The 14,564-nt window shown below is 63.0% G+C and carries 13 protein-coding genes; 10 read left to right on the forward strand and 3 right to left on the reverse strand.

Annotated elements, in window-relative coordinates; translation table 11 throughout:
- The first annotated feature begins 133 nt into the window (after positions 1-133).
- The 10 genes from IVA80_RS07910 (at position 134) to IVA80_RS07960 (ending at position 10,601) form a co-directional block, all read left to right on the forward strand.
- Positions 134-685, forward strand: a complete 552-nt coding sequence (locus IVA80_RS07910) for an NADPH-dependent FMN reductase (protein WP_247427605.1) — start codon at positions 134-136, stop codon at positions 683-685.
- Positions 686-923: 238 nt separating this feature from the next.
- Complete coding sequence (locus IVA80_RS07915; protein ID WP_247427609.1) at positions 924-1,241, forward strand: septum formation initiator family protein; 318 nt, start codon at positions 924-926, stop codon at positions 1,239-1,241.
- Between the two features lie 565 nt (positions 1,242-1,806).
- Complete coding sequence (gene pdhA / locus IVA80_RS07925) at positions 1,807-2,829, forward strand: pyruvate dehydrogenase (acetyl-transferring) E1 component subunit alpha (protein ID WP_247427612.1); 1,023 nt, start codon at positions 1,807-1,809, stop codon at positions 2,827-2,829.
- A 29-nt stretch (positions 2,830-2,858) separates the two neighbouring features.
- Complete coding sequence (locus IVA80_RS07930) at positions 2,859-4,250, forward strand: pyruvate dehydrogenase complex E1 component subunit beta (RefSeq protein WP_247427617.1); 1,392 nt, start codon at positions 2,859-2,861, stop codon at positions 4,248-4,250.
- A 3-nt stretch (positions 4,251-4,253) separates the two neighbouring features.
- The gene (locus IVA80_RS07935) at positions 4,254-4,556 is read left to right on the forward strand and encodes a DUF5076 domain-containing protein (RefSeq protein WP_247427620.1); all 303 of its coding nucleotides are present in this window, start codon (positions 4,254-4,256) and stop codon (positions 4,554-4,556) included.
- Positions 4,557-4,558: 2 nt separating this feature from the next.
- Positions 4,559-5,011 carry a nucleoside deaminase gene (locus tag IVA80_RS07940; RefSeq protein WP_247427623.1) on the forward strand — a complete coding sequence of 151 codons (453 nt, stop codon included), beginning with the start codon at positions 4,559-4,561 and terminating at the stop codon, positions 5,009-5,011.
- Between the two features lie 61 nt (positions 5,012-5,072).
- A complete protein-coding gene (locus IVA80_RS07945; protein WP_247427626.1) occupies positions 5,073-6,422 on the forward strand; it encodes a pyruvate dehydrogenase complex dihydrolipoamide acetyltransferase in 1,350 nt (449 codons plus the stop codon).
- 132 nt (positions 6,423-6,554) lie between these two features.
- Complete coding sequence (gene lpdA / locus IVA80_RS07950) at positions 6,555-7,976, forward strand: dihydrolipoyl dehydrogenase (RefSeq protein ID WP_247427629.1); 1,422 nt, start codon at positions 6,555-6,557, stop codon at positions 7,974-7,976.
- Between the two features lie 209 nt (positions 7,977-8,185).
- A complete protein-coding gene (locus tag IVA80_RS07955; protein ID WP_247427632.1) occupies positions 8,186-9,427 on the forward strand; it encodes a threonine synthase in 1,242 nt (413 codons plus the stop codon).
- A 202-nt stretch (positions 9,428-9,629) separates the two neighbouring features.
- Positions 9,630-10,601: a tripartite tricarboxylate transporter substrate binding protein BugD gene (locus tag IVA80_RS07960; RefSeq protein WP_247427910.1), complete on the forward strand. Its 972-nt coding sequence runs from the start codon at positions 9,630-9,632 to the stop codon at positions 10,599-10,601.
- 74 nt (positions 10,602-10,675) lie between these two features.
- Here the strand turns inward: IVA80_RS07960 and IVA80_RS07965 are convergent, their stop codons facing one another.
- From IVA80_RS07965 to IVA80_RS07975, 3 genes are all read right to left on the reverse strand, one after another.
- On the reverse strand, positions 10,676-11,062 hold the full coding sequence (locus tag IVA80_RS07965) for a response regulator (RefSeq protein ID WP_247427635.1): 387 nt from the start codon (positions 11,060-11,062) through the stop codon (positions 10,676-10,678).
- Between the two features lie 86 nt (positions 11,063-11,148).
- A complete protein-coding gene (locus tag IVA80_RS07970; RefSeq protein WP_247427638.1) occupies positions 11,149-11,823 on the reverse strand; it encodes a response regulator in 675 nt (224 codons plus the stop codon).
- Entirely contained in the window at positions 11,820-14,255 is a 2,436-nt protein-coding gene (locus IVA80_RS07975; RefSeq protein WP_247427641.1) for a PAS domain-containing sensor histidine kinase, read from the reverse strand. The genes IVA80_RS07970 and IVA80_RS07975 overlap by 4 nt, the downstream gene beginning before the upstream one ends.
- Between the last annotated feature and the right edge of the window lie 309 nt (positions 14,256-14,564).

Consider the following 14,564-nt stretch of genomic DNA (forward strand, 5'->3'; position numbering starts at 1 on the left):
GGCCTGATTGTTTTGGCAATCGTTTCAGAAACGCTGCGTTTCCAAATCGGACCGGTTCATGCACTTGCATCCATCCGTGGAGATGGCTTAAGTGCCGACCCGGCATTCCCGCTGAAGATTTCGAGGACATCCCATGGCCTATAACATCGTCACGATCGCCGGCAGCCTGCGCAAGGACAGCTTTTCGCTGAAGCTCGCCAACGCGCTCGCAAAACTCGCGCCGGCCTCGCTCAAGCTCGAGGTCATCACCCCGGCGGGCATCTCGTTCTTCAACCAGGACCTCGAGGGCGCGCCGCCCGCGGACTGGCTGGCCTTCCGTGAAAAGCTGCAGAAGTCGGACGGCGTCATCTTCGTCACCCCCGAATACAACCGCGCGATCCCGGGCGTGCTGAAGAACGCCATCGACGTTGGTTCGCGGCCCTACGGCAAGAGCTCCTTCAACGGCAAGCCGGTCGGCATCATCTCCAACTCGCCGGGCCCGCTCGGCGGCGTCAGCGCCGCCAAGACGCTGCAGAACATCCTGCCGGGCATTTCCGGCCCGATCATGCAGCAGCCGGAAGCCTATCTGAATGCGGTCGGCGACGCCTTCGATTCGGACGGCAACCTGGCCAAGGATTCCCTGAAGCCGGTGCTTCAGGCCTATATCGACGCCTTCGCCGCGCACGTTGCGAAGCACCACGGCTGAGGCTTATTGTGCCGCGGCCACATCGTAAGTCCTCATCCGGAGGGGACCGCGGAACGGTCGTCTCAAAGGATGGCCGCAGGCGACAGCCGCGCCTTCATCGTTCTCCCGGCGATGCGAAGCATCGTCCGGAGACGGCCGCTGCGCGGCCTCCTCATCATGTGGATCTGGTGACATGATTGGGCGGGGCGGTTAGGCCGAAATTAGCACTCCCTTAACCAGCCTGTCGCATCTTCCCAAGATGGTCTCCCGTGCGCGCCTGAAATCGATCCTGACCGGCCTTGCCCTCTATGTCATGGCGGCCGCCATCGTCGGCTATTTCGGCGTCAACGCCTACACCGGCAAATACGGCCTCAACGCCCGCCAGGAACTCGATCAGGAGATCGTCGCGCTGACAAGCGAACTCGCCCAGCTCAAGCGCGAGCGTGCCAGGAGCGAGCAGCGCGTCTCGTTGCTGCGCACATCGAGGATTGATCCGGACATGCTGGACGAGCGGGCGCGCTTTCAGCTCGACTATGTCAATCCGCATGATCTCGTTCGCATGATCCCGGCGAAATAGCGCCTTCCGCTATATCGAAATCGGCATCGACAGCCGCTGCCGAAATTCGGCAGGCGTGTCGTAACTCGCTCGCAATGACGATCGGGGAAAAGTGCCCTCGGCGTCAGCCGCGCCACGCTGCACAGGAAGCTCAAGCGGTTCGATCTGAACGCGCACTGAGCTGCTTTTCCCCAATCGCCATCATTGCGAGTTGGGACCGGCTTGAGGAGCCGACGCGGGCGCGAGACCCACAAGATGATGCTCGATCATTACCAGCAGACCAAGAATCTCTGGTCAGCGACAGCCCGAAGAAACTCGGCTTCTTCTGATCGGGCAGGAACGGGCGGCGTCATTTTGGCGCCGCTCGCTCCGGCAGACGGGCGCTGACCGGCGCCGCGCTTCCAAGGCGTGGCACGGCGAATCGCCTGTGGTTAAATTTGTTGCCCCACCGACGCCAAAGATTTTGCAATATTTCGATCACATTGCAGTGCGGCATAATGAAAGTCGTGTCATGCCGCTGCAGTGCTTTCGCGCGCGTTTGAACTGGGTTAGAGAGGTCGAAAGTTTTCTCTGACCCGGAATTCCCATGGCCGCACCCAAGAAAGCCGCCGCAAGCACTCCACAGGACAAGACCGACGGCGGTTCGCCCCCGGAATTCACCAGGGAGCAGGAGCTAAAGGCGCTCCGCGACATGCTCCTGATCCGGCGGTTCGAGGAAAAGGCCGGCCAACTCTACGGCATGGGCGCGATCGGCGGCTTCTGCCATCTTTATATCGGCCAGGAGGCCGTGGTGGTCGGTATGCAGATGGCCCTGAAGCTGGGCGATCAGGTCATCACCGGCTATCGCGATCACGGCCATATGCTCGCCACCGGCATGGAGGCCAACGGCGTCATGTCCGAGCTTACCGGCCGTCGCGGCGGCTATTCCAAGGGCAAGGGCGGCTCCATGCACATGTTCAGCAAGGAGAAGCACTTTTACGGCGGCCACGGCATCGTCGGCGCGCAGGTCTCGCTCGGCACCGGTCTCGCGTTCGCCAATCACTATCGCGGCAACGACAATGTCAGCGTCACCTATTTCGGCGACGGCGCGGCCAACCAGGGCCAGGTCTATGAGAGCTTCAACATGGCGGAGCTGTGGAAGCTGCCGGTGATCTACGTCATCGAGAACAATCGCTACGCCATGGGCACTTCGGTGTCGCGCGCTTCGGCCCAGCAGGATTTCTCCAAGCGCGGCGCCTCCTTCAACATTCCCGGCCAGCAGGTCGACGGCATGGACGTCCGCGCCGTGAAGGCCGCGGGCGACGAGGCGGCGGCCTGGTGCCGCGCCGGCAAGGGCCCCTTCATCCTGGAGATGCAGACCTACCGCTATCGCGGCCACTCGATGTCCGATCCCGCAAAGTACAGAACGCGCGAGGAGGTCGAAAAGGTCCGCCACGACCAGGATCCGATCGAGCAGGTGCGCAACCGCCTGCTGGCCGCCAAGGTCAGCGAGCAGGATCTGAAGGCGATCGATGCCGAGGTGCGCGAAATCGTCAATGCCTCCGCCGACTTTGCCCAGCATGATCCCGAGCCGGATGCCGCCGAGCTCTGGACCGACATTTACCGCTGAACGCGCGCAAGCTTTCTTTTGGAGTCGATATGCCAATTCAAGTGCTGATGCCCGCGTTGTCACCCACGATGGAGAAGGGCAACCTCGCCAAGTGGCTGAAAAAAGAGGGTGAGACGATCAAGTCGGGCGATGTCATCGCCGAGATCGAGACCGACAAGGCTACCATGGAGGTCGAGGCGACCGATGAAGGCACGCTGGGCAAGATCCTGATTCCCGAGGGTACCGCCGACGTTGCCGTGAACACGCCGATCGCGACGATCTTGGCCGATGGCGAGAGCGCGGCCGATCTTGCCAAGACGCCCGCGCCTGCCCAGCAGCAGAAGGCCGCCGAATCCGCAGCCCCTGCGCCCGCAAAGGCCGAGGCGCCCGCGCCGAAGACTGCGCCGTCCGCGCCGCAGGTCGTCGCCGAACCCGATCCTGAGGTGCCCGCCGGCACCGAGATGGTGACGCAGACCATCCGCGAAGCGTTGCGCGACGCCATGGCCGAAGAGATGCGCCGCGACGCCGACGTTTTCGTGATGGGCGAGGAGGTCGCCGAATACCAGGGCGCCTACAAGGTTACGCAAGGATTGCTCCAGGAATTCGGCGCCAGGCGCGTCATCGACACGCCGATCACCGAGCACGGCTTTGCCGGCATTGGCGTCGGCGCCGCGATGACCGGGCTGAAGCCGGTCGTCGAGTTCATGACCTTCAACTTCGCCATGCAAGCGATCGACCAGATCATCAACTCCGCCGCCAAGACGCTCTATATGTCCGGCGGCCAGATGGGCTGCTCGATCGTGTTCCGCGGCCCGAATGGTGCCGCGGCGCGCGTCGCCGCCCAGCACAGCCAGGATTACTCGTCCTGGTATTCGAACGTCCCGGGTCTCAAAGTTGTCGCGCCGTTCTCGGCCGCGGATTACAAGGGCCTGCTCAAGGCCGCGATCCGCGATCCCAATCCGGTGATCTTCCTCGAGAACGAAATGCTCTACGGTCACACCGGCGAGGTGCCGAAGCTCGATGACTTCGTGATCCCGATCGGCAAGGCGCGCATCGTGCGCGCCGGCAGCCACGTCACCATCATCTCCTGGTCGAACGGCATGAGCTATGCGCTCAAGGCCGCCGAGGAGCTCACCAAGGACGGCATCGAGGCCGAGGTGATCGACCTGCGCACGCTGCGGCCGATGGACACCGAAACGATCGTCAATTCGGTCAAGAAGACCGGCCGGGCCGTCACGGTGGAAGAGGGCTGGGCGCAGAGCGGCGTCGGCGCCGAAATCGCTGCGCGCATCGTGGAAAATGCGTTCGATTATCTGGATGCGCCTGTCGCCCGCGTCTCCGGCAAGGACGTGCCGATGCCCTATGCCGCGAACCTGGAGAAGCTCGCGCTACCATCCGCGGCCGAAGTGGTCGAGGCCGCCAAAGCCGTCTGCTACAGGTAGGCCATGGCGGGTCCGAAGGAGCAGCCATTGCCACCCGACGTCCTCGCCCGCGATGATGCGGTCGAGATCCTGCGCGTATTCGTGCTGGACGGCGGGCTGTCGATGGCGTTCCAGCGTGCCTTCGACGAACCTGACATGTGGGGCCTTTTGCTCGTTGATCTCGCCCGTCATGCCGCGCGTGCCTATGCGCGCGAGAGCGAATATACCGAGGAAGACGCCATGAACCGGATCCTGGAGATGTTCCAGGCGGAGATTGAGCGTCCCACGGACACCGGCACCACGACGCCGCGCGGGAAGGGACACTGACGGTGGCGATCGAGCCCTATCATTTCGATTTGATGCTGGAGGCGATCCGCGAGGCGGAGGCTTCGATCGCGCAGGGCGGCCTGCCGATCGGCGCCGTGCTGACGCGCAATAATGAGATCATCGCCCGCGGCCACAACAACCGCGTGCAGGAAAAGAACGTCATCCTGCACGGCGAGATGAGCTGCCTGCGCGAAGCCGGCGTGATCTCGTTCCACGACACCGTCATGTACACCACGCTGTCGCCATGCTCGATGTGTGCCGGCGCGCTCGCTTTGTTCAAGGTTCAGCTGGTGGTGATCGGGGAATCCGTCACCTTCCCGGGCTCCAAGGACATCCTCGACAAGTTCGGCATCCCCTGGATCGATCTTGCCGACGACCGCTCCATCACCATGATGAAGAATTGGCGTTCGATCCCTGCCAATGAGCGCCTCTGGCAAGGCGACATCGGCAACTAAACCTGGTCAGTTCGTCTTCGCTTCGAGGGCGACGTTTTGAAAAGTTCTTCGTGAGGTCAGCATGCCCATCAACATCCTGATGCCCGCTCTCTCGCCAACGATGGAGAAGGGCAACCTCGCCAAGTGGCTGAAGAAGGAAGGCGACAAGGTCAAATCCGGCGACGTCATTGCCGAGATCGAGACCGACAAGGCGACCATGGAGGTCGAAGCCATCGACGAGGGCACGATCGCCAAGATCCTCGTGCCCGAGGGCACGCAGGACGTTCCGGTTAATGACGTGATCGCGGTGCTGGCTGGAGAAGGAGAGGACGTGAAGGCGGCAGGTGCTGCAAAGCCCGGCGCCTCGGCCGCACCTCCGAAAGCTGCTGAGACTCCCGCTGCTGCGCCGACTCCCACGCCCGCTGCACCAAGAGCCGCACCGCCACCCGCGGCTGCTCCGGCGCCGCAGGCCGCGGCTCCGGCTGCGCAGAGCAACGGCCATGGCGGCCGTGTGTTCTCATCACCGCTGGCGCGCCGTCTCGCCAGGGAATCCGGCATCGACGTTGCGATGGTCGCCGGCACCGGCCCGCATGGCCGCGTCGTCGCGCGCGACGTCGAGCAGGCCAAATCCGGCAAGGGTCTCAAGGCGCCGGCGGCGGCGCCGTCCGGTGCGCCCTCGATCGCGCCGACCATGTCGGACAAGCAGATCCTTTCGCTGTTCGAGCCCGGCTCTTACGATGTCGTCCCGCATGACGGCATGCGCCGCACCATTGCCCAACGTTTGACCGCGTCGATCCAGAACGTCCCGCACTTCTATCTCACCATCGACTGCGACATCGGCAAGCTGCTCGCCGCGCGCGAGGAGATCAACGCCGCCGCGCCGAAAGACAAGGAGAAGAAGCCGCTCTACAAGATCTCGGTCAACGACTTCGTCATCAAGGCGATGGCGGTCGCACTCCAGAGGATTCCGAACTGCAATGTGAGCTGGACCGAATCCGGCATGGTCAAGCACCATCATTCCGACGTCGGCGTCGCCGTGGCGATGCCCGGCGGTCTGATCACGCCGATCATCCGCAAGGCCGAGACCAAGACGCTCTCGACCATCTCCAACGAGATGAAGGATTTCGCCGCCCGCGCCCGCTCGCGCAAGCTGAAGCCGGAAGAGTACCAGGGCGGCACCACGGCCGTTTCCAACCTCGGCATGTTCGGCATCAGCCACTTCACCGCCGTGATCAATCCGCCGCATGCCACCATCCTCGCGGTCGGCACCAGCGAGGAGCGCCCCGTCGTGCGCGGCGGCAAGATCGAGATCGCGCACATGATGAGCGTGACGCTCTCCTGCGATCACCGCGCCATCGACGGCGCGCTCGGGGCCGAGTTGATCGGCGCGTTCAAGCAGCTGATCGAAAATCCCGTCATGATGATGGTGTGAGCCGAGAACGGTGAATACGTAGGGTGGGCAAAGGCGCGAGGCGCCGTGCCCACCTTATTTCATAAGCGTTAGAGGGCGGTGGGCACGCTTCGCTTTGCCCACCCTACGAATTTCAGTGGAATGGGAGCCGCCATGGCCGACACATCCTTCGACGTCATCATCATCGGCTCCGGTCCCGGCGGCTATGTCACGGCGATCCGCGCCGCACAGCTCGGTCTCAAGACCGCGATTGTCGAGAAGTCGTATCTGGGCGGCATCTGCCTGAACTGGGGCTGCATCCCGACCAAGGCGCTGCTGCGCTCGGCCGAGATCTATCACTACATGCAGCACGCCAAGGATTACGGCCTGTCGGCGGAGAACGTGTCGTTCGATCCAAAAGCCGTGGTGCAGCGCTCGCGCGGTGTCTCGAAGCGGCTGAACGACGGCGTTGGCTTTCTGATGAAGAAGAACAAGGTCAGCGTGATCTGGGGCGCCGCTTCGATCGACGCACCCGGCAAGGTCACCGTGAAGAAGTCCGACGTTGAGGGGCCCAAGGGCGCGCTGGGCGAGGGGGCTTATCAGGCCAAGCACATCATCGTCGCGACCGGCGCGCGGCCGCGCGTGCTGCCGGGGCTCGAGCCTGACAAGAAGCTGATCTGGACCTACTTTGAAGCGATGGTGCCGGAGCGGATGCCGAAGTCGCTGCTGGTCGTCGGCTCCGGCGCGATCGGAATCGAGTTCGCATCCTTCTTCCAAACCATGGGCTCTGATGTGACCGTGGTCGAGGTGCTGCCGCAGATCCTCCCCGTCGAGGACGCAGAGATCGCCGGTCTTGCCCGCAAGCGTCTTGAGAAGCAGGGCATCAAGATCATGTCCTCGACCAAGGTGACGAAGCTTGAGAAAAAGGCCGACAGCGTCGTCGCCACCATCGATGACGGCAAGGGCAAGCCTGTCACGACCGAGTTCGAGCGTGTGATCTCCGCGGTCGGCGTGGTCGGTAACATCGAGAATCTCGGACTCGAGAAGCTCGGTGTCAAAACCGACCGTGGCGTCATCGTGATCGATGGCTACGGCAAGACCAACATCCCCGGTATCTACGCGATCGGCGACGTTGCAGGTCCCCCGATGCTCGCGCACAAGGCCGAGCACGAAGGCGTGATCTGCGTCGAGGCGATCAAGGGCCTGCATCCGCATCCCATGGATAAGAACCTGATCCCGGGCTGCACCTATTGCCAGCCGCAGGTGGCCTCTGTCGGCCTCACTGAAGCCAAGGCCAAGGAGAACGGCCGCGAGATCCGCGTCGGCCGTTTCCCCTTCGTCGGCAACGGCAAGGCGATTGCGCTCGGCGAAGACCAGGGCCTGGTCAAGGTGATCTTCGACAAGAAGACCGGCCAGCTCCTCGGCGCCCACATGGTCGGCGCGGAGGTGACCGAGCTGATCCAGGGCTACGTCGTCGCCATGAACCTGGAGACCACGGAAGAAGAGCTGATGCACACGGTCTTCCCGCATCCGACGCTGTCGGAGATGATGAAGGAAGCGGTGCTGGATGCCTATGGAAGGGTGTTGAATATCTAAGGGATGAGATCCGGACGGGCCGATCCGTCATCCTGAGGCGCGAGCGGCGCGGTGCATTTGCACCGCGGAGCGAGCCTCGAAGGATGAACGGCCGAGATGCAGCCGGGCTCGTCGCCCTTCGAGGCCCTTCATACGGCGCGTTGCGCCGCATGAAGGGCGCCTCAGGCTGATTAAGAGTGGAACACGAGAACAAGAATAGGGATGAACCCATGCACGACAACGACAACCTGACCATCGAACGTCCGACCTTCGTCAGCCATCTCGAATGCGCGATGGAGGGCGATCACTACGCGGCCGACCAGGTGCACAACCTCTCTAAGGCCGGCAAGCCGCTTTTGGTGCGCTACGACCTCGCGGGCGTGAAGAAGGCGCTGACCAAGGATGCGCTGGCCCAGCGTCCCGGCGACATGTGGCGCTACCGCGAACTCTTGCCCGTGCGCAAATGCAAGGACATCGTCTCGCTCGGCGAGGTCACGACGCCGCTGATCCGGCTGTCGAAGCTCGGCGCCAGGCTTGGCGGCGGCGAGATCATTGTAAAAGACGAAGGTCGCCTGCCGACCGGCTCGTTCAAGGCGCGCGGCCTCGTGATGGCGGTGTCGATGGGCAAGGCGCTCGGCATCAAGCACATGGCGATGCCGACCAACGGCAATGCCGGCGCGGCGCTCGCGGCCTACGCGACCTCCTGCGGAATCAAGACCACGATCTTCTGTCCGGCCGACACGCCGGAGGTGAACGTCAGCGAGATCGAGCTCCAGGGCGCGACCGTCTATCGCGTCAACGGCTACATCGACGATTGCGGCAAGATCGTCGGCGAGGGCAAAGCCAAGATCGGCTGGTTCGACACGTCCACGCTCAAGGAGCCGTACCGCATCGAAGGCAAGAAGACGATGGGTCTGGAACTCGCCGAGCAGCTCGGCTGGGACGTGCCCGACGTGATCTTCTATCCGACCGGCGGCGGCACCGGCCTGATCGGCATGTGGAAGGCCTTTGACGAGCTGGAGAAGATCGGCTTCATCGGAAGCAAGCGCCCGCGCATGGTCGCGGTGCAGGCCTCTGGCTGCGCGCCGATGGTGCGGGCCTATGACGCCGGCACCGAGCACGCGACACGCTGGGAGGACGCCCACACCATCGCCTCCGGCATCCGCGTGCCGCAGGCGATCGGCGACTTCCTGATCCTGCGCGCGGTGCGCGAGAGCAAGGGCTTTGCCATCGCTGTCGACGACGACAAGATCTCGTCGGCGCTGAACGAAGTCGCGCGCGAGGAGGGGCTGCTGCTCTGCCCCGAGGGCGCCGCGACCTACGCCGCCTACAAGGAGAGCCTCGCCGACGGCCGCGTCGGCAAAACCGACCGCGTGATGCTGTTCAACTGCGCGACCGGCCTGAAGTACCCGCTGCCGCCGGTCACGCGCACGCTCGACCGCCACAAGCCGATCGACTACACGCAGTTCTGACTTGCTTCTCCCTCGCCCCGCTTGCGGGGCGCGACGAGCTTCGCTCGCGCTGAGAGGGTTGGGTGAGGGGGAGTCTCCGCGGGGAAGGTGACAGCTGAATTTGCGGAGGCTCCCCCTCACCTGAATTGCTTCGCAATTCGACCTCTCCCCGCAAGCGGGGAGAGTAAAGAAAAAAGAAAACGCTGGGGAGAAGACAATGATAATGATGAAGGCCATCCGGGCCGGGCTGATCGGTATTCTCGCTGCTATCGGCGCCGCGCGCGCCGACGACTATCCCTCGCATCCCATCACCATCATCGTTCCCTTCGCCGCCGGCGGCCCGTCGGACGCGATGGCGCGCGTGCTCGCCGAGCGCATGCGGGTGACGCTCGGCCAGCCGCTGGTGATCGAGAATGTCACCGGCGCGGGCGGCTCGATCGGCGTCGGCCGCGCCGCGCAATCGCCGCCGGACGGCTACACGATCTCCTTCGGTCATCTCGGCACCCACGTCGCCAACGGTGCCGTCTACAAGCTCAAATACGACCTCGTCGCCGATCTCGAGCCCGTGGTGCTGCTGCCGAGCAATCCGATGATCGTCGTCAGCAAGAACGCGGTGCCCGCGGCCTCGCTGAAGGAGCTCATTGAGTGGCTGAAGTCGCGGCCGTCGCCGCCGACCGCCGGCACCGCCGGCGCGGGCTCCGGCAGCCATATCGCTGGCGTCTATTTCGAGAGCGTCAGCGGCACCAAGCTGCAATACGTGCCGTATCGCGGCACGGCCCCCGCACTGAACGATCTCATCGCCGGCCAGATCGACGTCATCATCGATCAGACCTCCAATTCCATCAACCAGGTGCGCGCCGGCACGATCCGCGCCTACGCCATCACCGACGACAAGCGACTCTCGTCAGCGCCGGGTATCCCGACGGCAGCCGAGGCGGGGCTGAAAGGCTTCAACATGACATTGTGGTCGGGCCTGTGGGTGCCGAAGGGCACACCGAAGGAGATCGTCACCAGGCTCAACGCGGCCGCGGTCGAAGCGCTGGGCGATCCCGCCGTGAAGAAGCAGCTCGAAGGCCAGGGCCTGGAGATGACGCCGCAGGATCAGCTCAAGCCCGAAGCGCTCGGTGCGCGACAGAAGGCCGAGATCGCCAAATGGTGGCCGATCATCAAGGCCGCCAACATCAAGGTGGATTGAGCGCCTTGCCTCTTCGCATGCGGCCACACCGACAAATCGCACCCCGAGGAACTATCAGGCCACGCGCGGCCGCGTTACGTCTTGGCTTCACCGGGCCCCGACAGGGCCGTCTCGAGGCATTCGATCAGAGCCGGCGTCGAAAACGGCTTCGCGAGAAAGCAGATGGCGCCAGCTTCCAGCGCGCGGTCGCGTACGGCATCGTCGTGAAAGGCCGTCACGAAGATGAATGGCGTGTGATGACCAAGGCCGCGCATATGCATCAATAGGTCAACGCCGCTCATGACCGACATCTGCACATCCGCGATCACGCAGGACGTCGTCTTCAGTTCGGCCGATTGGAGAAATTCGCGAGCGGAGCCAAAGACACAAACGGTGTATCCCCGCGACGTCAGGAGATTGTTCGTCGCGAGGCGGACCGATGGATCATCGTCAATGACGGAAATGACCGAGGGGACTGACAAGATGATTGCTCCTGATCGGGAAGCCGCCGATCATGGTGCAGCGCCCACCGGAAAATGGGCCCTCGGAGCGAGCTTGAAAAGCATACTTAGGTTTGCACGTTTCCCCTTGGACGTGGGATTCCGAGCGCCTCGGTCATTCTGACGAGATCGGCCAATGACTTCGCGCCCATTTTCCGCATGATCTGCCCGCGATAGATCTTGACGGTAATCTCAGCCAATCCAAGCTCGGCAGCGACTTGCTTGTTCATCAGGCCGGACGCAACCAGGGCGAGGATGTCGCGCTGACGCGCTGTCAAGCCTTCAAAGCGAGTCCGCACGCTTGACACCGACTTCTCGGCATCGCGCCGCCTGCGATCCCGTTCGATCGCAGCCTGGACCGCATCCAGCATGTCCTGGTCGCGCACCGGTTTGGTCAGAAAATCGATGGCGCCACTCTTCATGGCCCTGACTGTCATGGGGATATCGCCATGACCGGTGATGAAGATAATCGGCGTGCGAATGTCGGCCTTCACGAGGTCCGCCTGGAGGTCGAAGCCGCTCGAGCCGGGCAGGCGAATGTCGAGCACAAGGCAACTGGGGACCGCCGGCGGCTTGGCTTCCATCACCTCCGCCGCTGAGCCGAAGGCCTGCACCCTTAGGCCGACCGATTGAAAGAGATTGGTGAGCGCACGTCTCATCGACGGATCGTCATCGACGACTAGGACGATCGGATCATCGGCGCTCGCCTGTGCCTGCGGCGTTGGCTTGTCGTGGTCAGTCACGACATGTCCTCGTGTGGGAAGGGCAGGGCAATCTGGAATGTTGCACCGATCCCCTCATTGGAGAACGCCGAAAGCCGGCCTGCGTGAGCCTCGATGATCGATCGGCAGATCGATAGTCCCATCCCCAGGCCGCTCGACTTTGTGGTGAAGAACGGCGTGAAGATGCGGTCTGTCACATCGCTGCCAAGGCCGACACCGCGATCTGTCACGGTCAGGAGCAGGTGCCCGTCGCCGTCCTCGTCAGCCCGCCTGGAGCAAATCGCCAGTTCGCGCGGGCGGTCGACATTGGCCTGCATGGCTTCGATCCCGTTCATGACAAGATTGATCAGCACCTGCTGAAGCTGGATCCGATCGCCGCAAATCTTGGGCAGGCCGGACGACAACTCCATCCGCACCGTCACCGCATGGATAGCGAGCTCGCGCCGAACGAGAGCCATCACCTCCCTGACGACCTGATTGATGTCGAGTGGAACCATCTCGATCTCGGTCTTCTTCGCAAGCGCCCGGATCCGGCGGATCACCTCGCTAGCCCGATTGGCGTCTTCGACAATCCATTCCAGGGAACGGCGCGCAGCATCCAGATTAGCCGGGTCGCGGCCGAGCCACCCGATGCAGGCATCCGCATTGGAAATTACGGCGGCAAGAGGCTGGTTGATTTCGTGGGCAATCGAGGCGGTGAGTTCGCCGAGTGTCGTGACGCGCGTGACATGGGCAAGCTCGGCTTGCGCTTTGCGTAGCGCGTCTTCCGCCTGCTCGGCGCGGATCGCCGCCGTCACATCGCTGCTGACGCCCCGATAGCCGAGAAAATGGCCGTCCGCGTCATGCAAGGGCTTGCCGCTGGTGCGCACGTAAATTGGAGATCCATTGCGATCTCTACCGCGGTAGACCAAATCGCGGAATGGGAGGTGGGCGTCGAGCGCCGCGCGATGCTGCTCCCATTTGCCCGGCTCGAGCTCGGCGTCGGGCCGAATGTCCCAACGGGTCAGGCCGATCAATCCCGACGGCGCAGCACTGGCCGTATCGGCGTGTTCCGATATCCGCGTGATGCGGTGATCCGGTCCGGTCTCCCAAAACCAGTCGGATGCCGTTTCAGCATAGTCGCGGAATCGCTGCTCGGATGTCTTGAGTTCATCAAATGCCTTTTGCAGTGCTTCTTTTGCAGCGACCTGCTCGGTGACGTCCACGTGCGTGCCGATGATCTCCATCACTTCGCCGTCGCTGCCGACAACAGGAAGTCCCTCGGTATGGACACGTCGTATCGAGCCGTCCGGGCGCGCAATGCGAAAGTCAATTTCGAAGGGTTCCCTTCGCCGGACGGCCTGACGTTCCACCCCGACGATCTGTTGGAAATCCTCCGGGAGGATGCGTTGCTGGAAAGCCCGTGCAGGTAAGTCGATCTGGCCCGGGTCAAATCCGAACAGGCGGTAGAGTTCAGCCGATCGGTAGGCAAACTCCTGACGACGCACATCCCAGGCCCAGCTGCTTGTATGGCTGAGCCGCTGGGCCTCGGCCAAATAGGCCTCGCTGCGACGCAGCCTCTGTTCCGCCTCCTTTGCAACCGTAACATCGGTGACAGCCCCGACAAATTCGATGAGCCCGGGTCCATGTCTTACCGCGCGTGCCACGGAATGGAGATATTTGACTGATCCATCCGGCATCAGCAGGCGATATTCATGGTCGAAATCCGCTGCTCGGCGGGCGGCACGATCGAGGGTCTTGCTGACCGCATCGCGATCTTCCGGATGGATGCGCTGAACAACAAAATCCAAGGTCGGCTTCACCGTCAGGTCGCATTGGAAGATGCGAAAGGTTTCCCTTGACCAGACAATTGCACCTGTTGCGATGTTCAGGCCGAAGCTGCCGGTGCGGCTCAGTTCCTGTGCTTGGGCGAGGTAGGCCTCGCTCTGGCGCAACGCATCCTCCGCCTCCTTGCGCTGGGTTATGTTTTCGCAGGCAACCAGCACGATCGGCGTGCCGTCGCCGCGCAGCATCGCCTTGGCGTTCTCACGGACCCAAAGAACCGAGCCGTCCTTCCGGAACTTGCGAATCTCCCAGGTATGCGGCTGGTCCAAGGTTTCCAGGGACAACGCTACGCATCGGCGAACGAAATCGTGGTCCTCCTCGAAGAAGACGTTGAGCACGGACTGGCCAATCAGCTCGGCCGCCGTGTAGCCCAGTTGTGCGGCGCCGAATGTGTTGACGTTGAGCACTGTTCCGGCCGGATCGACCATGAAGTACATGACCGGATTGTGCTCGAACACCTCGCGCCACTGCTTCACGGCGTCGCGTAGATCGACGGTGTGTTGTCGCGAGTCATCTTCGACCGCGGTGCTGTCCTTCTCGCCGTTGCCGAAAGATCGAAGCGCTGCGAGGCCGCCGAGCAACAATTGCGCGGCCGAATTCCCAAATTTCGCGATTTGGCCAGGCATCATCGCAGGCGTCCCGGCTCGCTGGGATCGAAGCAAGTAGAGCACTTTGCAACAACGGGAGCAATTCCCTCCGACCCAAAGTAGAGCTGCGCGCCGCAACTCGCGGCAGCCGTGCAGCCCGCCGGTCTGGCGCCGTCTCGTGCGAAGGTGCGGCGAAGGTCCGAAGAACTACGGGACAAACCTACGTATAGCTCGCGCATCCCAAGTCATAGGGCACATTTACCTCCGTACAATTGATCGGTCCGTTGCATGCGGATTAGTCTCACAAACATTGAGGAGACGCGATGTGCAAGACACAAGCCGGCGATTGGT

The organism is Bradyrhizobium sp. 139 (assembly GCF_023074175.1).
In the GTDB taxonomy this organism is placed as follows: Bacteria; Pseudomonadota; Alphaproteobacteria; order Rhizobiales; family Xanthobacteraceae; genus Bradyrhizobium.